The organism is Pseudomonas jinjuensis, assembly GCF_900103845.1.
GTDB classification, from domain to species: domain Bacteria; phylum Pseudomonadota; class Gammaproteobacteria; order Pseudomonadales; family Pseudomonadaceae; genus Pseudomonas; species Pseudomonas jinjuensis.
The window spans coordinates 195,274-218,407 of sequence record NZ_FNIJ01000002.1 but is presented as its reverse complement, the minus strand read 5'-3'; the positions used below and the strand labels follow the sequence as shown (position 1 = coordinate 218,407).

The window sequence follows — 23,134 nt, the reverse complement described above, 5'->3', positions numbered from 1 at the left end:
ACATTTGTCCCATTCCATGGCCACCTTTCATCCTTCCCACGCTTGGGAAGCTCTTGACGATCCTGAATCGAAAAGGCAGGAGCGTCCCGGGATGGGTTCCCACTCGGGAGCGTGGGAACCATGGGGGGACTCCATCGCCGCCTTTCATCGTTGGGAATGCAGCTCTCGACGTTCCTGCGCGGGAACCTGGGGACCATGGGCAGGAATCGAAAAAAAAAGCCCCGCACAAGGCGGGGCTGGGTTCTCGGAGAGACTATCTGCCGGCCTGGGAACTCACGCCCCGTGCTGGCTGCTCTGCGCCAGGTCGAGCAGTTCCCGGTTGGCTACCGCGTACATCGCGTAGTCGGTGCCGGTGGAAGCCCGCAGTTCGACCAGCATGGCGCGCCAGCGCTCCACCAGCGAGCGGTGCTGCTCGCCCCACAGCGCCACGCGTTCGCCGATGTCCGCCGGGGCGTCCTGCATCTGCAGCACCGACACGGTGATCGCCCGCTGCTGCCAGTCGAGGTCGTCGCGGAAGGCTTCGCGGGCCAGCGCCTGCCAGTTGTTCTCCACCGGCAGGTTGCTGATCTGCTGCAGGTACCAGGTCAGTTCCAGCTCGCTGCCCAGGGCGAAGTAGGCGCGCGCCACCTCGGCCGGGTCGCGGCCGGTGACGTCGGCGGCCTCGACGATCGGCAGCAGGGTGTACAGATGGCTGGTGCCGGCCACCATGCGCGCCAGCAGCTCCGGTACGCCGGCGTCCACGTAGCCCTGGTAGCGCGCCTGCCACAGCTCGCTCACCGGGCCTTCGAGCAGCTCGTTGAGCTTCAGGCCGAGGGCGGCGATGCGCGGGCCGAAGTGCGCCACGTCGCGCGCCGCGTCCAGTTCGTTGCGGCGGGTGCGGAGGAACCAGCGGGTGGCGCGGCGGCCGAGACGCATCAGTTCGTCCATCAGGGTCAGCTGCACTTCCGCCGGCACCTGGTGGTCGAGCGACTCGATCTGCCGGAACCAGTGCGGCAGGTGGAAGATGTCGCGCACGATGACGTAGGCGCCGGCGACGTTGGCCGGGCTCATGCCGGTGGACTCCTTCAGCCGCTGCACGAAGGTGATGCCCATGTGGTTCACCAGGTCGTTGGCGATCTGCGTGCTGACGATCTCGCGCTTCAGGCGGTGCCTGCGCATGGCCTGGCCGAAGCGTTCCACCAGGGTCTTCGGGAAGGCCGTTTCCATGTCGCGGGTGAGGTAGTCGTCGTCCGGCACCTGCGACTTCAGCAACTGCTCCTTGAGGTCGATCTTGCTGTAGGAGATCAGCACCGACAGCTCGGCGCGGGTCAGCCCCTGGTTGGCGGCGATGCGCTCGGCGAGCACGTCGTCGGTGGGCAGGAACTCCAGCGGGCGATCCAGCTTGCCGCGGCTCTCCAGGTCGTTCATCAGCCGCTTGTACTCGGCGATGCGCTCGCGGGCGCGGCGCTCGGCCAGGGACAGCGCCTGGGTCTGCTTGTAGTTGTTGCCCAGCACCAGGCCGGAGACCTGCTCGGTCATCTCGGCGAGCAGCGTGTTGCGCTGCTTGCCGGTCATGTCGCCGGCGGCCACCACCTCGTTGAGCAGGATCTTGATGTTGACCTCGTGGTCCGAGCAGTCCACGCCGCCGGCGTTGTCGATGAAGTCGGTGTTGCAGGCGCCGCCGTTGAGGCCGAACTCCACCCGCGCCAGCTGGGTCATGCCGAGGTTGCCGCCCTCGCCCACCACCTTCACGCGCAGTTCGCGGCCGTCCACGCGCAGGCCGTCGTTGGCCTTGTCGCCGACGTCGGCGTGGGTTTCCCGGCTGGATTTCACGTAGGTGCCGATGCCGCCGTTCCACAGCAGGTCCACCGGTGCCTTGAGCAGGGCATTGATCAGCTCGGTGGGCGTCAGCTTCTCCGCCTGGATGTCGAAGCGCTCGCGCACTTCCGGGCTCAGCGCGATGCTCTTGGCCGCGCGCGGGAACACGCCGCCGCCGGCGGAGATCAGCGAGGTGTCGTAGTCCGCCCAGGACGAGCGCGGCAGGTTGAACAGGCGCTGGCGCTCGGCGAAGCTCGCCGCCGGGTCCGGATTCGGGTCGAGGAAGATGTGCATGTGGTTGAAGGCGGCCACCATCTGCAGCTTGTCCGACATCAGCAGGCCGTTGCCGAACACGTCGCCGGCCATGTCGCCGATGCCGATGACGGTGACGCTGTCCTTCTGCACGTCGATGCCGCGCTCGCGGAAGTGCCGCTGCACGGATACCCAGCCGCCGCGCGCGGTGATGCCCATGCCCTTGTGGTCGTAGCCGGCCGAGCCGCCGGAGGCGAAGGCGTCGCCGAGCCAGAAGCCGTATTCGGCGGCGATGCCGTTGGCGATGTCGGAGAAGGTCGCGGTGCCCTTGTCCGCCGCCACCACCAGGTAGGGGTCGTCCTCGTCGTGGCGCACCACGTTGGCCGGCGGCACCACCTCGCCTTCCTTGAGGTTGTCGGTGATGTCCAGCAGGCCGGAGATGAAGATGCGGTAGCAGGCGATGGCTTCCGCCTGGATCTCGTCACGGGTACCGCCCACCGGCAGCCGGCGCGGGATGAAGCCGCCCTTGGCGCCGACCGGCACGATCACCGCGTTCTTCACCTGCTGCGCCTTGACCAGGCCGAGCACCTCGGTGCGGTAGTCCTCCTCGCGGTCCGACCAGCGCAGGCCGCCGCGGGCGACCTTGCCACCACGCAGGTGCACGCCCTCGACGCGCGGGCAGTAGACGAAGATCTCGTACTTCGGCACCGGCTTGGGCAGCTCCGGAATCGCCTTCGGGTTGAACTTGAAGCTGAAGTAGCTCTTGTTCTGGCCACTGGCGTCGGTCTGGTAGAAGTTGGTGCGCAGGGTCGCCTTGATCAGGTCCAGGTAGCGCCGCAGGATGCGGTCTTCGTTGAGCACCTGGACGTTGTCGAGGGCGCTGAGGATCGCCTGTTCGAGCTTCTGCTGCTTGTCCTCCAGGTCCTCGCCGGCCAGCTTGCGCGCCAGGTAGAAGCGGGTCTTGAACAGCCGCACCAGTTCGCGGGCGATGTCCACGTGGGCGTTCAGCGCGCTGGCGATGTAGCCGAGGTCGAAGCCCAGGCGGATCTGCTTCAGGTAGCGCGCGTAGGCGCGCAGCAGGGCGACGTCGCGCCACGGCAGGCCGGCGGTCAGCACCAGGCGGTTGAAGGCGTCGTTCTCGGCGTCGCCGCTGACGATGTGGACGAAGGCGTCCTGGAGGATTTCGTTGAGCTGCTGGATGTCGACGTCGATGCCTTCGGCATAGGTGAAGGCGAAGTCGTGGATCCAGTATTCGCGGCCGTTGGCGTGGCGCAGGTGGTAGGGGAACTCGCCGAGCACACGCAGGCCGAGGTTCTCCAGGATCGGCAGGACGTCGGACAGCGCCAGCGGTGCATCGGCGTGGTACAGCTTGCAGTGCAGCTGCTGTTCGCCCTGGGCCAGCGGCTGGTAGAAGCTCATCACCAGCGGCTTGCTGTCGGACAGGCTGAGCAGGTGCTGCAGGTCGACCACCGCGAAGTGCGGGGCGAAGCGCTCGCGGTAGCCGGCCGGGAAGCCTTTCGGGAAGTCCTCGAGGATGTTGTTGCCCTGGCCTTCGCCGAAGTTCTCCACCACCAGCCCGGCGTAGTCGTCCTGCCAGGAGCGGCAGGCCTGGATGCATTCGCGCTCCAGCTGGGCGGCGTCGACGTCGATGCGGTTCTTCGGATCGACGCGCAGGATGAACTGCACGCGCGCCAGCACCGACTCGGAGAAGAAGGTCCAGAACTCGCAGTCGCTGGCCTTCAGCCGGTCGCGCAGGACCTGCTCGATCTTCAGCCGGGTCTCGGTGGAATAGATGTCGCGCGGCACGTAGGCCAGGCAGTAGCAGAAGCGGCCGTAGGGGTCCTTGCGCAGGAACACGCGGATCTTGTTGCGCTCCTGGATCTGCATGATCGACATGGTGGTGTTGAACAGCTCCTCCACCGGCGTCTGGAACAGGTCGTCGCGCGGCAGCACTTCCAGCACCTGCGCCAGTTCCTTGCCCAGGTGCGCCCTGGCGTCGAAGCCGGAGCGCTGCAGCACGTCCGCCACCTTGCCGCGCACGAAGGGAATGTCGAACACGCTCTCGGCGTACACCGACGAGGTGTACAGGCCCATGAAGCGGCACTCGCGGACCACCTTGCCCTTGCCGTCGATCTCGCGGATCGACACGTAGTCCGGGTAGGCCGGCCGGTGCACGCGGCTCGGCTGCGAGGCCTTGGCGAAGGACAGCAGCACCGGCTCGCGCAGGTAGGCGACGGCGTAGTCCTCGATGTGCAGTTCGTCCTTCTTCAGGCCGGTGCGCAGCAGTTTGGTCAGGCCGAGGAAGGAGCCCTCGTCGTAGACCATCCGGCCGCCGTCGGTCTCGTCGGCCACGGTGAATTCCTCGTAGCCGAGGAAGGTGAAATGATCGTCCAGCAGCCATTCGAGGAAGGTGCGGACTTCCGCGACTTCCTCGGCGCGGCCCTTGAGCTTCGACTTGCCGAGCCAGGTCAGCAGGTCGGCGGCCTTTTCCTGCATGGCGGGGAAGTCGGCCACCGCCAGGCGCACCTCGCCGAGCATTTCCAGCAGCGACTTGGCGATGGTCTTCAGCTCGCCGACCTGCGAGCAGCGGTCGATCTCCAGGTACATCAGCGACTCGTGGCGCACGTCCTTGCCCTGGCTGCCCCTGGGCAGCAGCTCGAGCAGTTCGCCCTTGGCGTTGCGGCGCACGCTGATCACCGTGGTCTGCAGGGTGTGGATGCTGTAGCCGCGGCGGATCAGCTCCATGCGCACGGAATCGACCAGGAACGGCTGGTCCGGATGCAGCACCTGCACCGCGGTGTGGGTGGACTGCCAGCCGTGCTTCTCGTAGTCGGGGTTGTAGACCTGAACTTCAGGCTGGCTGGGGTCGAAGCGCTCGAGCATGCGCCAGGACGACAGGGTGCAGCCGACCAGGTCGGACAGCCGGCGCTGGGTCAACTCATCGAGGGAAATCAGACCGAAGAACTGCTCGGCGAACTTGGTCACTTGTGGCAACCCTTTCTCGCCCACATGCTGCGCCAGGGCCGCTTGCAGTTGCTGCTGGAAGTCGGCTTTGCTGGCCGCGGTGAAGAACGCCATGTTGGTACTCCGCTTGGCTCGTCGTATTCGAATTCAGCGTAGATCGCTTATCCGTGCTGGCGAGGCGGCAGGGCGAACGGCGCCGCGGCCTCGCGAAGGGCAACCCCGACCAGGCGGTCACCACAGCGGCAGAGATTAGCCACAGACGCAGCGGCAACGCTTATGAGGCTGCGACATATTCGGTCAGCCTGGGGCTGTCGCCGTCCAGGCCGGCGCTGCACGCAACGGGGGCTATGCAGTAAAGTATGGGGCCCGGCCGGCTGCTCCCGGCTCGTTCCCCAGGTCAAGGAAATTCCCTCGATGCCCCATCGTGAGTCCCTTCTCGCGCTGCGCCAGTTCCTCTCCAGCCAGGTCCTCGGCCAGGAAAAGCTCATCGAGCGCCTGCTCATCGCCCTGCTCGCCGACGGCCACCTGCTGGTGGAAGGCGCGCCCGGGCTGGCCAAGACCAAGGCGATCAAGGACCTGGCCGAAGGCCTGGAAGCCGAGTTCCACCGCATCCAGTTCACCCCCGACCTGCTCCCGGCGGACATCACCGGCACCGAGATCTACCGCCCGGAGAACGGCACCTTCGTGTTCCAGCAGGGGCCGATCTTCCACCACCTGGTGCTGGCCGACGAAATCAACCGCGCCCCGGCCAAGGTGCAGTCGGCGCTGCTCGAGGCCATGGCCGAGCGCCAGGTCTCGGTCGGCCGCAGCACCTACGACCTGCCGCCGCTGTTCCTGGTGATGGCGACGCAGAACCCGATCGAGCAGGAAGGCACCTACCCGCTGCCGGAAGCGCAGCTCGACCGCTTCCTCATGCACGTCAAGATCGGCTACCCGGAAGCCGCCGTGGAGCGGCGCATCCTCCAGCAGGCACGCGGCGAGGCGATGCACGGCGAGACCAAGCCGGAACGGCGGGTGACCCAGGAGGCGATCTTCGCCGCGCGCCAGGAAATCCTCGGCCTGTACATGGCCGACGCGGTGGAGGAATACCTGGTGCAGCTGATCATGGCCACGCGCACCCCGGCCAAGTTCGATGCGGAGCTGGCCGAGTGGATTTCCTACGGCGCCAGCCCGCGCGGCTCGATCGCCCTCGACCGCTGCGCGCGCGCCCACGCCTGGCTGGGCGGCCGCGACTTCGTCAGCCCGGAAGACATCCAGGCGGTGCTGTTCGACGTGCTGCGCCACCGCCTGATCCTCACCTTCGAGGCGGAAGCCGCCGGCATCGACCAGGACCGCGTGGTGCAGCGCATCCTCGACGTGGTGGCGGTGGCCTGATGAGCGCCACCCGCCCGACCGGCGCCGGCCGGCCCTGAGCATGCACGCCCAGCCCGCGCCACCCGGCGTCTGCACCAATCTCGCCGAACTGATCGAGATGCGCCACCGGGTGCGCGAGGTGCAGCTGTTCTCCACCCCCGCCCGGCGCAGCCCGCTGATCGGCCTGCACCATTCGCGCCTGCGCGGTCGCGGCGTGGACTTCGACCAGGTGCGCATCTACCAGGCCGGCGACGACGTGCGCACCATCGACTGGCGCGTCACCGCGCGCACCCGGGAGCCGCACACCAAGCTGTTCCACGAGGAACGCGAGCGGCCGGTGTTCATCCTCGTCGAACAGAGCAGCCGGCTGTTCTTCGGTTCCGGCCTGTGCCTGAAGTCGGTACTCGCCGCCCGCGCCGCCGCCTTCCTCGGCTGGTCGGCGCTGGCGCACAACGACCGTATCGGCGGGCTGGTATTCACCGACAGCGACTGCCAGGAGATCAAGCCGCGGCGCAGCAAGCAGAGCCTGCTGCAGCTGCTCAACCTGGTGGTCCGCGCCAACCACGGGCTGGCCGCCGGCGCGGCACCGGGCGGCACCGGCGAAGGCTTCAGCATGGCCCTGCGGCGCACCCGCGAGGTGCTGCGCCCGGGCAGCCTGGTGATGATCCTCTGCGACGAGCGCTCGCTGAGCGACCTGGTGGAGCAGCAGCTCGGCCTGCTCGCCCGGCACACCGACCTGATCCTCCTGCCGGTCTCCGATCCGCTCGACCAGGCGCTGCCCGCCGCCGGCCTGCTGCGTTTCGTCGAAGGCCCGGCGCACCTGGAGCTGGACACCCATATAGATGAACAGCGCCTGGCCTACCGCGCCCTCGGCGAGGCGCGCCGCGAACGCTGGCAGCGCCTCGCCCTACGCCTCGGCATCCCGCTGCTGCCGCTGACCACCCAGGAGGAACTGGTGGACCAGCTGCGCGACCTGCTGGAACAGCATCAGCCGGGATTCCGCCCATGAACCCGCTCGACCAGCTGTACCCGCTGATCCAGCCCGCGGAAGTGCCCTGGTGGCCGCCGGCGCCGGGCTGGTGGCTGCTGGCCGCGCTGCTGCCGCTGCTCGGCTGGGCCGCCTGGCGCACCCGCGCGCGCTGGCTGCCGCGGCGCCAGGCGGAAGCCGGCGAAGCGCCGCTCGACCCGCTGCGCAGCGCCGCCCTGGAAGAACTCGCGCGCCTGCCCAAGCCCTACGGCGGCGCGCCCGCCGGCCCCTGGCTGCAGGCCATCAACGGCCTGCTCAAGCGCCTCTGCCGCGCGCGCTGGCCGGACGACCGCAGCCATACCCTGAGCGGCCGCGCCTGGCTGGCCTTCCTCGACAACCGCTGCCCGGCCGCCGGCCTGACCCGCTGGATGATCCTGGTGGAAGGCGGCTACCGCGCCGAATGCAAGCTCGACGACAAGGCCATCGACGGCCTCACCGTCTCCGTGGAAACCTGGGTGCGCAAGCATGTTTGAGTTCGCCTGGCCCTGGGTCTTCCTCCTCGCCGCCCTGCCCTGGCTGCTGCGCCTGCTGCTGCCGGCCGCCGACAGCGGCGAGGCGGCGCTGAAGGTCAGCTTCCTCGACGAACTCGAAGGCCTCGCCGGCCGCCGCGCCCGCGCACGCCTGCCGGCCTGGCGCCAGCAGGCGCCGTTCGCCCTGCTCTGGCTGCTGCTGCTGATCGCCGCGGCGCGCCCGCAGTGGGTCGGCGAGCCGCTGCCGATTCCCGCCAGCGGCCGCGACCTGCTGCTGGCGGTGGATGTCTCCGGATCGATGGACTACGCCGACATGGAGTGGGACGACGCCAGCGTCAGCCGCCTGGAGCTGGTGAAGAAGCTGTTCGGCGACTTCATCGAGGAGCGCAACGGCGACCGCGTCGGCCTCATCCTGTTCGGCAGCAAGGCCTACCTGCAGGCGCCGCTGACCTTCGACCGGCATACCGTGCGGGTCTGGCTGGACGAAGCGCTGATCGGCATCGCCGGCAAGGACACCGCCATCGGCGACGCCATCGGCCTGGCCGTCAAGCGCCTGCGCCAGCGCCCGGCGGACAGCCGCGTGCTGGTGCTGGTCACCGACGGCGCCAACACCGGCGGCGAGATCGCCCCGCTGCTCGCCGCGCGGCTGGCCGCCGAGGAGAAGGTCAAGGTCTACACCATCGGCATCGGCGCCGATGTCGCCCCGGGCGGCGTGGCCGGGCTGCTCGGGCTGAATCCCGGCCTCGATCTCGACGAGCCGACCCTCAAGGGCATCGCCGCGACCACCGGCGCCGAGTACTTCCGCGCCCGCTCCGGCCAGGAACTGCAGCGGATTTCCGCGACGCTCGACCGCCTCGAACCGGTGGCGCAGAAACCCACCCAGGTGCGCCCGGCGCTGGCCCTGTACGCCTGGCCGCTGGTCGGCGCGCTGCTGCTCAGCGTGCTGCTGGTGGCGCGCGAACTGTGGCCGCCGGAAGACTGGCGCTGGCCGCGCCGGCTGCCGTGGAGGCGCCCATGAGCGGTATCCTGCCCCACCTGCTGCGGCCCTGGTGGCTGCTGTTGCTGCCGCCGCTGGCCTGGCTGATCTGGAAACTCTGGCACCGCCAGCGCCGCGCCGGCCGCTGGCAGTTGCTGCTGCCGCCGGCCTTCCATCCCTGGCTGCTCAGCGGCAGCAAGCGGCGCAGCGATCGCAGCCCGTGGATCTACCTCGGCCTCGCCTGGTTGCTGGCCCTGCTCGCCCTGCTCGGGCCGAGCTGGCAACGCCTGGAGCAACCGGCGCTGCAGCGCAGCGATCCGCTGGTGGTGATGCTCGAACTCACTCCGGAAATGCTCGCCACCGACCTGCCGCCCAACCGCCTGGAACAGGCCCGGCGCAAGCTGCTGGACCTGCTCGAAGCGCGCAGCGACGCGCAGACCGCCATCGTCGTCTATGCCGGCAGCGCCCATACCCTGGTGCCGCTGTCCAACGACCAGTTCACCGCGCGCAACCTGCTGGAAGCGCTCAAGCCGTCGATCATGCCGGCCGCCGGGCAGCGCGCCGACCTCGCCGTGCGCCAGGCCCGCAACCTGCTCGACCAGGGCGCCCAGGGCCGCGGGCGCATGCTGCTGATCACCAGCAGCCTCGACCCGCAGGAGCAGGAGGGCATCCGCCAGGAACTCGGCGGCAACGGCCAGCGCCTGGCGCTGCTCGCCGTGGGCACCGCCGGCGGCGCGCCGATCGCCCAGGAAGACGGCAGCTACCTCAAGGACGCCCAGGGCAGCATCCTCCTGCCGCGTCTCGACGAAAACGCCCTGGGCGGCTTCGCCGATGACCTCGGCGCCGGCTACCAGCGCCTGCGCCCCGGCGATGGCGACCTGCGCGCGCTGGGCCTGCTGGACGCCTCCGGCGCCGCGGCGGCCAGCTCCGAGGACGCCCTGCTGCGCCTGCAGCGCTGGGCCGACCAGGGTCACTGGCTGCTGTTGCCGCTGCTGCTCCTGGCCGCCTGCGCCGGACGCCGCGGCTGGCTGTTCAGCCTGCCGTTGCTGCTGCCGCTGTCGCTGGCCGCGCCGCAGCCGGCCAACGCCCTGGAGTTCCGCGACCTCTGGCTGCGCCCCGACCAGCAGGGCCGGCAACTGCTCGACGCCGGGCGCCCCGCCGAAGCCGCGGCGCACTTCGAGGACTTCCGCTGGCGCGGCCTCGCCCTCTACCGGGCCGGCGACTACGCCGGCGCGGCGCAGGCCTTCGCCCAGGGCGACGCGGCCGCCGACCACTACAACCGGGGCAACGCGCTGGCCCGCCAGGACCAGTTGGAAGCGGCCATCGACGCCTACGAACAGGCGCTGGAACGCGATCCGCAGCTGAAACAGGCGCAGCACAACAAGGCGCTGCTGGAAGACCTGCTGCGCCAGCGCGAGGAAAGCGGCGAAAACGGCGAAGAGGTCTCCCCGCAGGCGGACGACCAGCAGTCCGGCGAGGGCGGCGAAACCCGCCCGGCCCGGCCCGGCGAAGAACAGGGCGATGCCCGGGAGGATTCCGCCTCCGCCGCGCCGCCAGGCCATGAATTGGCCCAGGGCGAAGCGGACCAGCCCAGCGCCAATCGCCCTGGCGAATCCAGCGAAGAGCAGCCGGGCAGCGCCGTCGCCGAACCCGCCGGTCAGCTCGGCGATGAACGCCGCCAGGCCCTGGAACAATGGTTGCGGGAGATTCCCGACAACCCCTCCGAACTGCTGCGCCGCAAGTTCTGGTACCAACAGCAACAGCGCCAGGAAAATCCTCGATGAAACGGCTGCTCTGCCTGCTCCTGCTTTCCATCGTCAGCCTCCAGGCCATGGCCGCATTCACCGCCAGCGTCGACCGCACCCGCCTGACCGAGGGCGAAAGCGTCGACCTCACCCTGGAATCGGACGATCCCACGGTATTCGGCAAGCCCGACATCACCCCGCTGGCAGACCAGTTCGCGATCCTCGGCACCCGCCAGGTCAACCGCCTCACCACCATCGGCGGCCGGGCGCGGGCGACCACGCGCTGGATCATCACCCTGCGGCCACTGCAGAGCGGCGAGGTGACGATTCCATCGATCCGCCTCGACGGCAGCCACACCGCGCCGATCGCCCTGCAGGTACAGAAAGCCGAGACCAGCGGCCGGGCGCGGCGGCTGGCGCCGGTGTTCATCGACGCCAGCGTCGACCACGAGGAGGTCTACGTGCAGGCGCAGGTCATCCTCACCCTGCGCATCTACCACTCGGTCTCGCTGTACGACGACAGCAACCTCAGCCCGCTGCAGATCGCCGACGCGCGGGTCGAGCAGCTCGGCCAGCCACGCACCTATGAAAAGGAAATCAACGGCGTGCGCCACGGCGTGATCGAGACGCGCTATGCCATCTATCCACAGCAGAGCGGCGTGCTGAGCATCCCCAGCCAGACCTTCAGCGCCACCCAGGTCGCCCAGGACGGCAGCGATCCCTACCAGCCGTTCGGCCCGCCGATGGGCAGGCAGATCCGCGTCACCTCGCCGGAAATCCCCCTGCAGGTCCGGCCCAAACCGGCGGAATATCCGCGCGACGTGCCCTGGCTGCCGGCCCGCGCAGTCACCCTGGAGGAAAGCTGGAGCCCGCAGCCGGAACAGGCGCGCGCCGGCGAAGCGCTCACCCGCGGCCTGCTGCTGCGCGTCGATGGACTCTCCAGCGCGCAGTTGCCGCCGCTGCCGCAGGAGCTGCCGGCAGGCCTGCGCCACTACCCCGACCAGCCGCAGCTGAACGACCAGAGCGGCGAGCAGGGCCTGATCGGCAGCCGCGAGGAACGCGCGGCGCTGGTGCCCGACAAGCCCGGACAGCTGGAGCTGCCGCCCGTCGAGGTGGTCTGGTGGAATACCCAGAGCAACCGCGTGGAGCGCACCCGCCTGCCCGGCCGGCTGCTGGAAGTCGCCAGCAATCCGCAACTGGAAGCGCAGGACGCGTCCCAGGCGACGCCGGCTCAGGTCGCCAACGGCAAGGCGCTGCTGTGGCCGTGGCAGCTCGCCAGCGCCCTGCTGCTGCTCACCACCCTGCTCGGCTTCGGCCTCTGGTGGCGCGCCCGCCGCCTGCCGGCCGTGGCCCGCGCCGCGGCGAACGCGCCCAACCCGCGCACCCTGCTCGACGAACTGCGCCGCGCCTGCCAGGCCAACGACCCCCACGCCACCCGCCAGGCCCTCGACGCCTGGGCCCGCCACCAGCCGGAAACCCTGGCCGACATGGCGGCGCGCTTCGTGCCGCTGTCCGACGCGCTGGACGGGCTGAATGGCGCGCTGTACAGCGAGACCGGGCATTCCTGGCAGGGCGAGGACCTCTGGCGCGCCATCCGCACCCTGCCCGCCATCGAGACACCGGAAGGCGCAACGCAGGAGAGCAGCAGCCTGCCGCCGTTGTATCCGCGTTGAGGCCAATGCCGGGCCTGCAGGACGGGCGGGGACGCCTGGTCCATGCCCGCGACCGGTCGCGCCCTGGTGCGCTCCTGCAGTAACCCCGCTCTTCCTCCGTCCCCACGCCGAAAAATGGCGGATAACGCTGGCGCGTTATGCGCCCTACCGGGGGTGGTTACACCTGTAAGCGGGCCATGCCCGCGACCTCCGGCGTAGGGCGGGTGAAACCCGCCGAGGTGCGTATCATCGTCGGACGTTCCTGCGTCCAAGGCACGATGGGTATCGCTGCGCTCAACCCATCCTACGTTTGCCGCTGCGCCGCAATGGCGACTTGTTCTTTCATGGTTGGGACGCTCCACAACGACCGGCGACGCATCCCAGGCACGCGCATAAAAAAACCGCGGCCTGGGCCGCGGTTTTTCTTCGTTTCGCCTACCGGGATCAGTGGGCGAAGATCGATGCCTTCTTGGTCTGCAGCTTCTCGGGGTTGATCAGGAAGCGGGCCAGGGCCGGCAGCAGCCAGATGGCGCCGAACATGTTCCAGAGGAGCATGAAGGTCAGCATCAGGCCCATGTCCGCCTGGAACTTGATCGCCGAGAAGATCCAGGTGGCCACGCCGATCGCCAGGCACAGGCCGGTGAACAGTACGGCCTTGCCGGTGGACTTCAGGGTCTGGTAGTAGGCCTCCTGCAGCGGCAGGCCCATGCGCAGGAAGGACTCCAGGCGGGTGTAGATGTAGATGCCGTAGTCCACACCGATACCCACGCCGAGGGCGATCACCGGCAGGGTCGCCACCTTCACGCCGATGCCCAGCAGCGCCATCAGCGCGTTGCCCAGCACCGAGGTGAGGATCAGCGGCAGCACGATGCACAGGGTGGCGGCGAAGGAGCGGAAGGTGATCATGCACATGACCGCCACGCAGATGTACACCAGCACCAGGATGATCAGCTCGGACTGCTTGATGACCTCGTTGGTAGCCGCCTCGATACCGGCGTTACCCGCGGCCAGCTTGAACTCCAGGCCTTCCTTGTTGTTCTCCTTGGCGAATTCCTGCACCACGTGCACGGCACGGTCGAGGGTCTCGGCCTTGTGGTCGTTGAGGTAGACCAGCAGGGGCGCCAGCGAGCAGTTGCTGTTGTACATGCCTTCGGCGCGAGCGATCGAGCTGTTCAGCACGTCCTTGTTGCGCGACAGGGTTTCCCACTTCAGGCTGCCCTCGTTCATCCCTTTGATCGCCTGCTTGGAGACGGTGACCATGGAGATGGCGGACTGCACGCCGGGGGTGTTCTGCAGCTTCCACGCCAGCTCGTCGATGGCGGCCATGGTGCCGTAGGCCGAGCAACCTTCCGCTTCGGTCTGCACCATCACCACCAGCACGTCGGAACTGGTCGAGAAGTTCCTGATGATGAAGTCGTTGTCCAGGTTGTAGCGCGAGTCCGGACGCAGTTCCGGCGCGCCCTGGTCGAGGTCGCCGATCTTCAGGTTATGGCCTTCCCACATGCCGACGCCGAACATGATCACCGCGATGCCGATGGAAATCGGCGCCACGACCGGGCTGGCGAAGTTGGCCAGCAGGCGCCAGAACGGATGTTCGCGTACGGCGTCTTCCTTGCTGCGCTCGACCGCGCGCTTGCTGATGCCGAGGTAGGAGATCGCCACCGGCAGCAGGATCAGGTTGGTGAACACGATCACCGCCACACCGATGGAGGCGCCGATGGCCAGCTCGCGGATCACGCCGATGTCGATCACCAGCAGGGTGATGAAGCCGACGGCATCGGCCAGGATGGCGATCATGCCCGGCAGGAACAGCTGGCGGAAGGTACGCCGTGCCGCCAGCAGCGGGGTTTCGGCGTCGCTGGAATGCAGGGCGATACCGTTGATCTTCTGCACGCCGTGGGAAATGCCGATGGCGAAGATCAGGAACGGCACCAGCATCGAGTACGGGTCGAGACCGAAGCCGATGACATGCAGCAGGCCGAGCTGCCAGATCACCGCCACCAGGGTGGTGGAGAGTACGGCGATGGTCGAGCGGATGCACTTGGTGAACCAGTACAGCAGGACCAGGGTGATCATGAAGCAGATGCCGAAGAAGCCCACCACCATGATCAGGCCGTCGATCAGGTCGCCGACCTTCTTGGCGAAGCCGACGATGTGGATCTTCACGTTGGGGTTCTGCAGCTGGTACTTGTCGCGGATCTTCTCTTCCAGCTCATGGGAGAACTGGCGATAGTCCAGGTGCAGCAGCTTGCTCTGGTCCTTGGCGTCCGGATAGACCTCCAGCAGCGGCACGTCGACGATGCTGGAACGGAAGTTGTTGGCCACCAGTCGGCCGATCTGGCCCGACTTCAGGACGTTGTTGCGCAGGTCGTCCAGCGCGCGGGGCGAGCCGTCGTAGGTCTGCGGGATCACTTCGCCGCCGGCGAAGCCGTCCTCGGTCACTTCGGTCCAGCGTACGCTCGGGCTCCACAGCGACTTCAGGCCGGCACGGTCGACGCCCGGAATGTAGAAGACCTCGTCATGGATCTGCCGCAGCGTGTCCATGTATTCCTTGGTGAAGATGTCGCCGTTCACCGCTTCCACCGAGATGCGCACGGTGTTGCCGAGGTTGGCCAGGTCGTTGGTGTGCGCAAGCATGTTCTGGATGAACGGGTGCTTGAGCGGAATCATCTTCTCGAAGCTGGTCGACGGGCGGACCTGCATCGCCTGGAGGAACAGGAAGACGCTCGCCAGCAGGCAGAGGAGGATGACGACCGGACGGTTGTTGAAGATCAGGCGCTCGAGGAAGGTCGCCTTGTCCTGATGATGGGTATTCACAGCGTTCATTCCGATTCCCCGGCCTATTGTTGTTCAGTCGGTTCGGCGCCGGTCGCCGAAGCCACGTGGACACCGCCCTGACCCACGAGGATCAGTTCGCCATTGCCGGCCGAGCTGACACCGGCGAGCGACAGGCGATCCGGCCGGTTGTAGACGGTGAAGCTCTGACCGTCATCCTTGCTTTCCAGCACGCTGCCGCCATGACCGACGATCACCACGGTGCCGTTGTCCAGCAGGGCGCCTTCGGACAGGCCGAATTCGAGCTCGCCATCGGCGCTCTGCAGCTGTACCTGCTGCCAGCTGTCGCCGAAGTCGGTGGAGCGGAACAGGTGGCCGCGCAGGCCGTAGGCCAGCACGGTGCCCGGCAGGCGGGTGGCGACCACGCCGAACAGCGAGCCTTCATAGGGGCTCTCGAGCCGTTCCCAGGTCTCGCCGTTGTCCTTCGAGCGGAAGATGCTGCCGGACTCGCCGACGATCATCAGGCCCGAGTCCTTCACCTGGGTGATGGCGTTGAGGTGGAACTGGTCTTCGTTGTCCAGGCGATCGCTGACGTCTTCCCAGTTCTTGCCGCCGTCGGTGGTTTCCAGCAGCGTGCCGTAGGCGCCGATGGCCAGGCCGTGGTTTTCGTCGAAGAAGTAGAGGTCGAGCAGCGGGGATTCGCGGGAGAGGTCCTGGAACTGTCGGGTCCAGGTGGCACCGCCGTCTTCGCTGGCGAGGATCTGCGCGTCGTGACCGACCGCCCAGCCCTTCTTGTCGTTGACGAAGAACACCGAGGTCAGCAGCTGGCGGGTCGGCACCTTGGCCTGGGTCCAGCTCTTGCCATCGTCATCGGAATAGACGATGTGGCCGTGGTCCCCGACCGCCACCAGGCGCTTGCCGGCATGGGCGACGCTCACCAGCAAGGTCTTCGAGGCCTTCGCCGAGATGATCGAGTAGACGGTTTCCGGGTTCGCCGCCGGGGCCTCGTCGGCCTGGAGCGGAGCAGCGGAAAGCAGCATGCAGGAAAGTGCACCGAGCAGCGCAAAAGATTTACGCAGCGGGTGCGCAGGCCGGTCACTCAAGGTGCGCCACATGGGCTCACACATAGCCTTTACCTCTTTGTTCTTATTGGAGCGGTGTATTGATTGGTCGCTATATAGCCAGCGTTTGCCGGGGCTGACAATTAACGCCACGTTATCTTTTGTTAAGGCGCCCGAGCCTCGTTCCAAAGGATGATTACCGCCACCCGAAGGGGGGATCACCCGCCATTTCCGGCGCGTCGCCAGCCGCCCGAACGCCCGCGCAGGAAACAAAAAGGGTGTTACCGGCGCGAACCGGTAACACCCCCTGGGTAGCGACCGCGGCGAGTGCCGCCGCGGGAATCAGGCGAGGCTCTTGCTCACCACCTCGTAGACGTCGCTGGACAGTTCGCCGGACGCGAGGATGCGTTCCAGCTCGCCGCGCATCAGCGCCTGGCGCGCCGGCGCGTACTTGCGCCAGCGGGTCAGCGGCGCCAGCAGGCGCGAGGCGATCTGCGGGTTGAGCGCGTTGAGGGTGATCACCTGGTCGGCGAGGAAGCGGTAGCCGGCGCCGTCCGCGCGGTGGAAGTTGACCAGGTTCTGGTTGGCGAAGGCGCCGATCAGCGCGCGTACCTTGTTCGGGTTCTTCAGGGTGAAGGCCGGGTGCTGCATCAGCGCCTGCACGCGCTCCAGCCCGCCCGGCAGGGTGCTGCCGGCCTGCACGCTGAACCACTGGTCCATCACCAGCGGGTCGTCCTTGAAGTAGTCGGCGAACATCTCCAGCGCTTTCGCCTTCTCGGCCTCGAACGCGGAGTTGACCAGCACCGCCAGGGCGGTCAGGCGCTCGGTCATGTTGTCGCAGTGCTGGTACTGCTCCAGGCAGGCTTCCAGCACCTGCGGCCGGCCGCTCAGCATCAGGTACGACAGCGCGATGTTCTGCAGGCTGCGGCGGGCGATGTGGCTGGCTTCGGCGACGTAGGGCGTCTCGCGGGACGCGATGCGGTTCGCCTGGTAGCGCTGCCAGAGCGGCTCGTGCAGCTCTTCCGCCAGACGCTGGCGGGCGAATTCGCGGGCGGCGTGGATCGCCTCGACGTCGGCCACTTCGCTGATCTCGGTGAGGTAGGCCTCGCTCGGCAGCGAGAGCATCTCGGCGACCATGGCCTGGTCCAGCGAGCTGTCGAGCAGCAGGGTACGGAAGGCGCTGACCAGGCGCTGGTCGAGCTTCAGCGCCTCGCCGCGCTGCTGCTGGCCGACCAGCTCCTGCAGCACCTGCACGCTGAGCTGCTGGCCGGCTTCCCAGCGGTTGAAGCCGTCGCTGTCGTGCTGCATGAGGAACATCAGCTGGTCGCGGCTGTAGGGGAAGCTCAGCTTGACCGGCGCGGAGAAGCCGCGCAGCAGTGACGGCAGCGGTTTCTCGGCGATATCGACGAAGGTGAAGGACTGCTCCGCCTCGGTGATCGCCAGCACGCGGTTGTCGCCGGCGGCGGCGTCCTCGCCCTGCAGGCGCAGCGGCAGCGGCTGGCCGGCGGCGCCGAGCAGGCCCATTTCCACCGGGATGACGAAAGGCGCCTTGGTCTGCTGGCCGGGGGTCGGCGGGCAGCTCTGGCGGAAGGTCAGGGTGTAGGTCTTGCCTGCGGCGTCATAGCTTTCTTCCACCGCCAGGCGCGGGGTGCCGGACTGGCTGTACCAGCGCTTGAACTGGGTGAGGTCGACGCCGTTGGCGTCTTCCATGGCCTTGACGAAATCGTCGCAGGTCACCGCCTGGCCGTCGTGGCGCTCGAAGTACAGGTCGGTGCCCTTGCGGAAGCCCTCGGCGCCGAGCAGGGTGTGGATCATCCGCACCACTTCCGAGCCCTTCTCGTAGACGGTCAGGGTGTAGAAGTTGGAAATCTCGATGAAGGAATCCGGGCGCACCGGGTGCGCCATGGGACCGGCGTCCTCGGCGAACTGGTTGGTGCGCAGGAAGGCCACGTCCTCGACGCGCTTGACCGTGCGCGAGTTCATGTCGGCGGAGAACTCCGAGTCGCGGAACACGGTGAAGCCTTCCTTGAGCGACAGCTGGAACCAGTCGCGGCAGGTCACGCGGTTGCCCGACCAGTTGTGGAAGTACTCGTGGGCGACCACGCCCTCGACGCGCTGGTGGGCGGCGTCGGTGGCGGTTTCCGCCTTGGCCAGCACGCAGCTGGAATTGAAGATGTTGAGCCCCTTGTTCTCCATGGCGCCCATGTTGAAGTCGTTGACCGCGACGATCATGAAGATGTCCAGGTCGTACTCGCGGCCGTAGACCTCCTCGTCCCAGCGCATGGACTTCTTCAGGCTGTCCATGGCGTGCTGGCACTTGTCGATGTTTTCCGGCTCGACGTAGATGCGCAGGGCGACTTCACGCTGGCTCATGGTGGTGAAGCTGTCTTCCACCGCCCAGAGATCGCCGGCGACCAGGGCGAACAGGTAGGCCGGCTTCCTGAACGGGTCCTGCCAGGTCGCCCAGTGCCGGCCGCCCTCTTCCGAGCCGCTGGCCACCGGGTTGCCGTTGGAGAGCAGTACCGGGTAGGCGTGCTGCTCGGCCGAGACCGTGGTGGTGAAGCTGCTCATCACGTCCGGACGGTCGAGGTAGTAGGTGATCTTGCGGAAACCCTCGGCCTCGCACTGGGTGCAGAACATCTTGCCGGACTTGTACAGCCCTTCCAGCGCGGTGTTGCTTTCCGGATGGATGCGCACGCTGCTGTCGACGGTGAAGTTCTTCGCCGTCGGCTGCAGGGTCAGGTGTTCGCCGTCGAGCTGGTAGTCGCCGGCCTGCAGGGTGCGGTCGTCCAGCGCCAGCGACAGCAGTTCGAGCTGCTGGCCGTGCAGCACCAGCGGCGGAAGCCCCTCGCCGCACTCCGGATTGCGGCGCATGACCAGCTGGGCGTGGACCAGGGTGTGGTCCTCGTACAGCTCGAAGGTCAGGTTGGTCTCGTCGATCAGGTACTCGGGCGCCTGATAGTCCTTGAGGTAGATGACTTTCGGTTGCTCGGTGCGCATGGCTTGTGGCCCCTCGGAAAATACTCGAACCGGGACGGTCGGGTTACGCCGCCCCGCCTTGAGTCAAGCACTCACCGCCAGTTGGTAGGCGGTGTACTTGCGGATATTGATGACGCCGGTATCGAAGATCAGGTACTGGCCCTTGATACCCTGCAGGGTACCCTCCACCACCGGCGTCTTGTCCAGATCGAAGCTGGTGATCTTCGCCAGGTAGGCCTCGACCGGATACTCGATCTCGATCGGCTGCATGTCCGTGACCGGCTGGATCGCCTGCAGGCCGAAGCGCTGCTGCAGTTCGCGCAGGCCGTCGGCGCACTGGTCGAACAGCTGCTCGCGGATGGCCAGCAGGTCCAGCGGCTCGGAGTCGCCCTTGAGCAGCGCGCGCCAGTTGGTGCGGTCGGCGACCTGGCTGCGCAGCAGGTCCTCGACGAGGCCGGACTGCTGCCGCGTGGCGACCCGCATGATCGGCAGCGCCTGGCGCGCGCCCTGGTCGATCCAGCGCGTCGGCACCTGGCTGGCGCGGGTGATGCCGACCTTCACGCCCGACGAGTTGGCCAGGTAGACCACGTGGTCGGTCATGCAGAAACGCTCGCCCCACTCCGGCTCGCGGCAGGTGCCGGCGTCGAAGTGGCACTTCTCCGGGCTGACGATGCAGCTGTCGCACTGCGCCAGCCTGGTGAAACAGGGATAGCAGTAGCCCTGGCTGAAGCTCTTCCTGGTCTTGCGACCACAGTGGGTGCAGAAGATCGCGCCGAGGTATTCCAGGCGCACGGTACTGCCGATCAGCGGGTTGGCCGCCACTTCCGCATCGCCGAGGCGGAAGGCGTACTGCACGGGTGCTTCAAGGCGCGCCGACATCTTGCTGAGCGCGCCACGTCCGAGTTCGTTCATCAGTGCAGCGCGTCGGACTTGAACAGGATGTTCGGGATCGGCTCGGCATGCGACTCGCACTCCTGCGGGCCCATGTAGCCGGTGCGCTCTTCTTCCGGCAGGTTCTGGGTCTCCCAGGCGATCATTGCCTGCAGGCTGAGCTCCTTCTGCTCCTGGGTCAGCTTGCGGCCGTCCGGCCACTTGCCGATCTCCACCGCCAGCTTGAGGCTCTGGTAGATCTCCGGGGTGATGTTCTCGATCATTTCGGCGAAGGACGACATGGGCCGGCTCCTGGAAAGGGCAAAGACGCGCATTCTACCGGCCCGAACCGCGCGGCGCACGGACATCGGTCAGTAGGGCGAATGATGCCGCCCCTGTACGAGCGGGCCATGCCCGCGACCGCGCGCAGCGCGCGCCCATGCGCTCAGGCGGAACGCTTGCCCCGCGCCAGCAAGCCGCCAATCAGCCCGGTCGCACAACCGGCAACCAGCCCGCCGATATGCGCGCCGTTGGCGATGGAACCGAAGCCGAGCAGGTCGATCACCCCGGACAGGCAGATCAGCAGCCAGATCAGCATCATCGCCACCACGCCCTTGGGCAGGTTGTAGGCAGGGGTCGGCGCCAGCAGCTGGAAGATCCAGCAATGCCCGAGCAGGCCGAAGAGCACGCCGGACAGCCCGCCGAACAGGCTCGCGCCGCTGACGGAGAACTGCACCACGTTGGACACCAGGCCGAAGCCCAGCGACAGCGCCAGCAGCATCAGCCCACCCTGGCGGTACTCGATACGCCGGCCCAGCTCCCAGTACCACATGGCGTTCATCGCCAGGTGCAGCCAGCCGAAGTGGATCAGCATCGGCGTGAACAACCGCCACCACTGCCCCGCCGCCAGGGTTTCCATCAGCGGCGTGAACACGGCGTAGTCGCCTTCGATCTGGAATTCCTGGAAGGTCAGCCAGCGCAAGGCCGCCGGATTGCTGCCGAGCAGGGTGACGGCGGCGACCACCATGGTCACCAGCAGCACAGCGGCGGTCATCCGGCTGGCGCGCAGCTGCGCGACGAAGCTGGGAGACCGGCGCTGCGGTTCTTCGGCCACGGCGAACTGCGGATCGCCCTCGGGGTAGCGCTGGTACAGCGTGCGCACCTGTTCCGCCAGCTGCGAATCGGGCACCCAGAGCACCTGTTCGCCGGACTCCTCGCTGATCCGGAACGGCACGTTCAGGCGCCGCAGCAGGCTGGCGAAACCACCCAGGTCCACCGCCAGCGGCAGGCGCATCGCTTCTACGGCACTCACTCCTCGACTCCCGGACGCTTCACGTCCACCCAGACGAATTTACCGCGCTCCAGCCGGGTCTCGTCGTCCAGCCGATATGCGACCAGCTTTCCGTACTTCACCGCGCTGTAGTCGAGGCAGGCCAGGTTCGGCCGGATCGGCGCCGGCGTGCCGCTGCGCCAGTAGTGGCCGACGAACAGCAGCGGCTCGTCGGCGCCATAGGCCAGCAGGCGCGACTTCTGCTCCAGGCTCAGCGGCTCCCGGGCTACGTCGGCGGGCAGGCCGTCGGGCTGGAACACGATGTCGCCGTAGGTTTCCGGCTCGCGGTCCTCTTCCCAGAACTTGGTGCGGAAGAACGCCCGGGTGTAGCCGTCGCTGCCGGTCAGCGTCAGGCCGTTGGGCAGGCGCATGTCGGTGCCGCGCAGCAGGCGGTTGCAGACCCTGTGGGCGAAGCTGCCGGACTCCGCCGACGCCTTGACGAAAGCCTGGTCGATGCAGCCGTCCGGGAACTGCCGGCGCAGGACCTCGATCAGATCGCGGTCCCAGCAGGCATGCACCATGCGGAAGCGGCCGGCATCGAGGAACAGCGGCAGCGTCTGGAACCAGCCGAGGAAATCGCGCCAGTCGGCGGGGTGGCCTTCGAACTGCTCCAGCGTCTCGTGGATCAGCCGCTCGTGGCGGGGCGTGTGCTCGCGCACGTAGGTCCGCCCGCTGCCGGGCGGCGCCGGCGTCGACCAGCCCAGCGCATCGAACTCGTGGTTGCCCATGATGCACAGCGCCTCGCCCGCGGCGACCATGGCGTGCACCCGGTGCAGCGCCTCGCGGATGCGCGGACCGCGATCGACGATGTCGCCGAGGAACAGCGCCTGCCGCCGCGGATGCCGCCAGACGTCGCCCCGCAGGCGATAGCCGAGGGTTTCCAGCAGACGGTCCAGCGTATGCGCACAACCGTGCACATCGCCGATCAGGTCATAGCCGCGGGACGGGTCCAGCTCTATCACTCGCTCCCCCCGAGGCGGCTACCCCACCCCAGCTTGGTCCGGCAGACCTCGTAGTAGTTGTGGTCCATCGGATGGATCAGGCGCAGCTTGTGCGGCTTCTTGCTCACCGTGACGACGTCGCCCGGCGCGCAGGTGAAATGGTTCTGCCCGTCGCAGGAAACCTGCGGGTAGATCTGCATGTTCGGCGACACCACGATCTTCAGCTCGCTGTCGCCGTCCACCACGATCGGCCGGCTGGACAGGGTGTGCGGATACATCGGCACGATGACGATGGCATCCAGCTTCGGATGCATGATCGGCCCGCCGGCGGACAGCGCGTAGGCGGTGGAGCCGGTGGGCGTGGAGACGATCAGGCCGTCGGCCTTCTGGCTGCAGACGAACTGGCCGTCGATGTGCAGCTCGAACTCGATCATCCGCGTCGACTTGCCGGGATGCAGCACCACGTCGTTCAGCGCGTCGCCCTGGCCGATGGAGTCGCCGTGGCGGCGCACCAGCACATCCAGCAGGAAGCGGTTCTCGGCGATGTAGTGGCCGGCCAGCACCTCGGTGATCTTCACTTCCAGTTCGTCCGGGCGGATGTCGGTGAGGAAGCCCAGGCTGCCGCGGTTGATGCCGAGCACCGGCACCTTGTGCTGGGCCAGCGCCCGCGCCGCGCCGAGCATGCTGCCGTCGCCGCCGACCACGATCACCAGGTCGCAGATCTCGCCCATGATCTTCCGCGAGCAGGTCTGCAGGTTATGCCCCGGCAGGACTTCGGCGATGGTGTCCTCGAGGATCACGTGCTGGTGCCGCTCGATGAGGAATCGCTTCAGCCGACGGATGGTTTCCAGCACCTGGGTGCTGCCGAGACGGCCGATGATGCCGATATTGCGGAAGGGTTCCATGGGACTCCTGGACGAGCTGTGCGCGGCGGGAATGAGC

At 67.7% G+C, this 23,134-nt stretch carries 15 protein-coding genes; 6 read left to right on the top strand and 9 right to left on the bottom strand.

From position 1 onward, the window contains the following. Nucleotides 1–273: 273 nt before the first annotated feature. On the bottom strand, nt 274–5,127 hold the full coding sequence (locus BLR75_RS03450) for an NAD-glutamate dehydrogenase (protein WP_084309966.1): 4,854 nt from the start codon (nt 5,125–5,127) through the stop codon (nt 274–276). A gap of 300 nt (nt 5,128–5,427) precedes the next feature. Between BLR75_RS03450 and BLR75_RS03445 the strand changes: the two genes are divergently transcribed. Genes BLR75_RS03445 through BLR75_RS03420 form a run of 6 tightly spaced genes read left to right on the top strand, consistent with a single transcriptional unit; the run spans nt 5,428 to nt 12,257 of the window. Further along, on the top strand, nt 5,428–6,387 hold the full coding sequence (locus BLR75_RS03445) for an AAA family ATPase (protein WP_084309965.1): 960 nt from the start codon (nt 5,428–5,430) through the stop codon (nt 6,385–6,387). Nucleotides 6,388–6,427: 40 nt separating this feature from the next. Then, nucleotides 6,428–7,375, top strand: a complete 948-nt coding sequence (locus BLR75_RS03440) for a DUF58 domain-containing protein (protein ID WP_084309964.1) — start codon at nt 6,428–6,430, stop codon at nt 7,373–7,375. Further along, entirely contained in the window at nt 7,372–7,866 is a 495-nt protein-coding gene (locus tag BLR75_RS03435) for a DUF4381 domain-containing protein (protein WP_084309963.1), read from the top strand. Before BLR75_RS03440 ends, BLR75_RS03435 begins: the two co-directional genes overlap by 4 nt. Further along, nucleotides 7,859–8,881, top strand: coding sequence for a VWA domain-containing protein (locus BLR75_RS03430; protein ID WP_084309962.1), 1,023 nt, complete (start codon nt 7,859–7,861; stop codon nt 8,879–8,881). The genes BLR75_RS03435 and BLR75_RS03430 overlap by 8 nt, the downstream gene beginning before the upstream one ends. Then, entirely contained in the window at nt 8,878–10,623 is a 1,746-nt protein-coding gene (locus tag BLR75_RS03425) for a VWA domain-containing protein (RefSeq protein WP_084309961.1), read from the top strand. The genes BLR75_RS03430 and BLR75_RS03425 overlap by 4 nt, the downstream gene beginning before the upstream one ends. Beyond that, nucleotides 10,620–12,257 carry a BatD family protein gene (locus tag BLR75_RS03420; RefSeq protein WP_084309960.1) on the top strand — a complete coding sequence of 546 codons (1,638 nt, stop codon included), beginning with the start codon at nt 10,620–10,622 and terminating at the stop codon, nt 12,255–12,257. The genes BLR75_RS03425 and BLR75_RS03420 overlap by 4 nt, the downstream gene beginning before the upstream one ends. Nucleotides 12,258–12,680: 423 nt before the next feature. Here the strand turns inward: BLR75_RS03420 and BLR75_RS03415 are convergent, their stop codons facing one another. The 8 genes from BLR75_RS03415 to BLR75_RS03380 form a co-directional block, all read right to left on the bottom strand. Continuing rightward, nucleotides 12,681–15,062: an efflux RND transporter permease subunit gene (locus BLR75_RS03415; protein WP_090415982.1), complete on the bottom strand. Its 2,382-nt coding sequence runs from the start codon at nt 15,060–15,062 to the stop codon at nt 12,681–12,683. 14 nt (nt 15,063–15,076) lie between these two features. Next, the gene (locus BLR75_RS03410; RefSeq protein ID WP_084309959.1) at nt 15,077–16,138 is read right to left on the bottom strand and encodes a WD40/YVTN/BNR-like repeat-containing protein; all 1,062 of its coding nucleotides are present in this window, start codon (nt 16,136–16,138) and stop codon (nt 15,077–15,079) included. 276 nt (nt 16,139–16,414) lie between these two features. Beyond that, nucleotides 16,415–19,072: an aminopeptidase N gene (gene pepN / locus BLR75_RS03405; RefSeq protein WP_084309958.1), complete on the bottom strand. Its 2,658-nt coding sequence runs from the start codon at nt 19,070–19,072 to the stop codon at nt 16,415–16,417. A 63-nt stretch (nt 19,073–19,135) separates the two neighbouring features. Continuing rightward, nucleotides 19,136–19,963 carry a DUF2797 domain-containing protein gene (locus BLR75_RS03400; RefSeq protein WP_084309957.1) on the bottom strand — a complete coding sequence of 276 codons (828 nt, stop codon included), beginning with the start codon at nt 19,961–19,963 and terminating at the stop codon, nt 19,136–19,138. After that, nucleotides 19,963–20,223 carry a YeaC family protein gene (locus BLR75_RS03395; protein ID WP_084309956.1) on the bottom strand — a complete coding sequence of 87 codons (261 nt, stop codon included), beginning with the start codon at nt 20,221–20,223 and terminating at the stop codon, nt 19,963–19,965. Before BLR75_RS03395 ends, BLR75_RS03400 begins: the two co-directional genes overlap by 1 nt. Before the next feature lie 143 nt (nt 20,224–20,366). Beyond that, entirely contained in the window at nt 20,367–21,233 is an 867-nt protein-coding gene (locus BLR75_RS03390) for a rhomboid family intramembrane serine protease (protein ID WP_084309955.1), read from the bottom strand. After that, nucleotides 21,230–22,210 (bottom strand): metallophosphoesterase, encoded by a 981-nt coding sequence (locus BLR75_RS03385; RefSeq protein ID WP_084310158.1) that lies wholly within the window; start codon nt 22,208–22,210, stop codon nt 21,230–21,232. The genes BLR75_RS03390 and BLR75_RS03385 overlap by 4 nt, the downstream gene beginning before the upstream one ends. Next, a complete protein-coding gene (locus BLR75_RS03380) occupies nt 22,210–23,097 on the bottom strand; it encodes an NAD(+) kinase (RefSeq protein ID WP_084309954.1) in 888 nt (295 codons plus the stop codon). The genes BLR75_RS03385 and BLR75_RS03380 overlap by 1 nt, the downstream gene beginning before the upstream one ends. Nucleotides 23,098–23,134 lie beyond the last annotated feature (37 nt).

What these genes read in the sequence shown, in the direction of transcription:
- BLR75_RS03410 (WP_084309959.1), bottom strand. Translation starts at nt 16,138, where the DNA reads ATGTGTGAGCCCATGTGGCGCACCTTGAGTGACCGGCCTGCGCACCCG.
- BLR75_RS03430 (WP_084309962.1), top strand. Translation starts at nt 7,859, where the DNA reads ATGTTTGAGTTCGCCTGGCCCTGGGTCTTCCTCCTCGCCGCCCTGCCC.
- BLR75_RS03450 (WP_084309966.1), bottom strand. Translation starts at nt 5,127, where the DNA reads ATGGCGTTCTTCACCGCGGCCAGCAAAGCCGACTTCCAGCAGCAACTG.
- BLR75_RS03440 (WP_084309964.1), top strand. Translation starts at nt 6,428, where the DNA reads ATGCACGCCCAGCCCGCGCCACCCGGCGTCTGCACCAATCTCGCCGAA.
- BLR75_RS03380 (WP_084309954.1), bottom strand. Translation starts at nt 23,097, where the DNA reads ATGGAACCCTTCCGCAATATCGGCATCATCGGCCGTCTCGGCAGCACC.
- BLR75_RS03420 (WP_084309960.1), top strand. Translation starts at nt 10,620, where the DNA reads ATGAAACGGCTGCTCTGCCTGCTCCTGCTTTCCATCGTCAGCCTCCAG.
- BLR75_RS03395 (WP_084309956.1), bottom strand. Translation starts at nt 20,223, where the DNA reads ATGTCGTCCTTCGCCGAAATGATCGAGAACATCACCCCGGAGATCTAC.
- BLR75_RS03425 (WP_084309961.1), top strand. Translation starts at nt 8,878, where the DNA reads ATGAGCGGTATCCTGCCCCACCTGCTGCGGCCCTGGTGGCTGCTGTTG.
- BLR75_RS03445 (WP_084309965.1), top strand. Translation starts at nt 5,428, where the DNA reads ATGCCCCATCGTGAGTCCCTTCTCGCGCTGCGCCAGTTCCTCTCCAGC.
- BLR75_RS03435 (WP_084309963.1), top strand. Translation starts at nt 7,372, where the DNA reads ATGAACCCGCTCGACCAGCTGTACCCGCTGATCCAGCCCGCGGAAGTG.
- BLR75_RS03400 (WP_084309957.1), bottom strand. Translation starts at nt 19,963, where the DNA reads ATGAACGAACTCGGACGTGGCGCGCTCAGCAAGATGTCGGCGCGCCTT.
- BLR75_RS03415 (WP_090415982.1), bottom strand. Translation starts at nt 15,062, where the DNA reads ATGAACGCTGTGAATACCCATCATCAGGACAAGGCGACCTTCCTCGAG.
- pepN (WP_084309958.1), bottom strand. Translation starts at nt 19,072, where the DNA reads ATGCGCACCGAGCAACCGAAAGTCATCTACCTCAAGGACTATCAGGCG.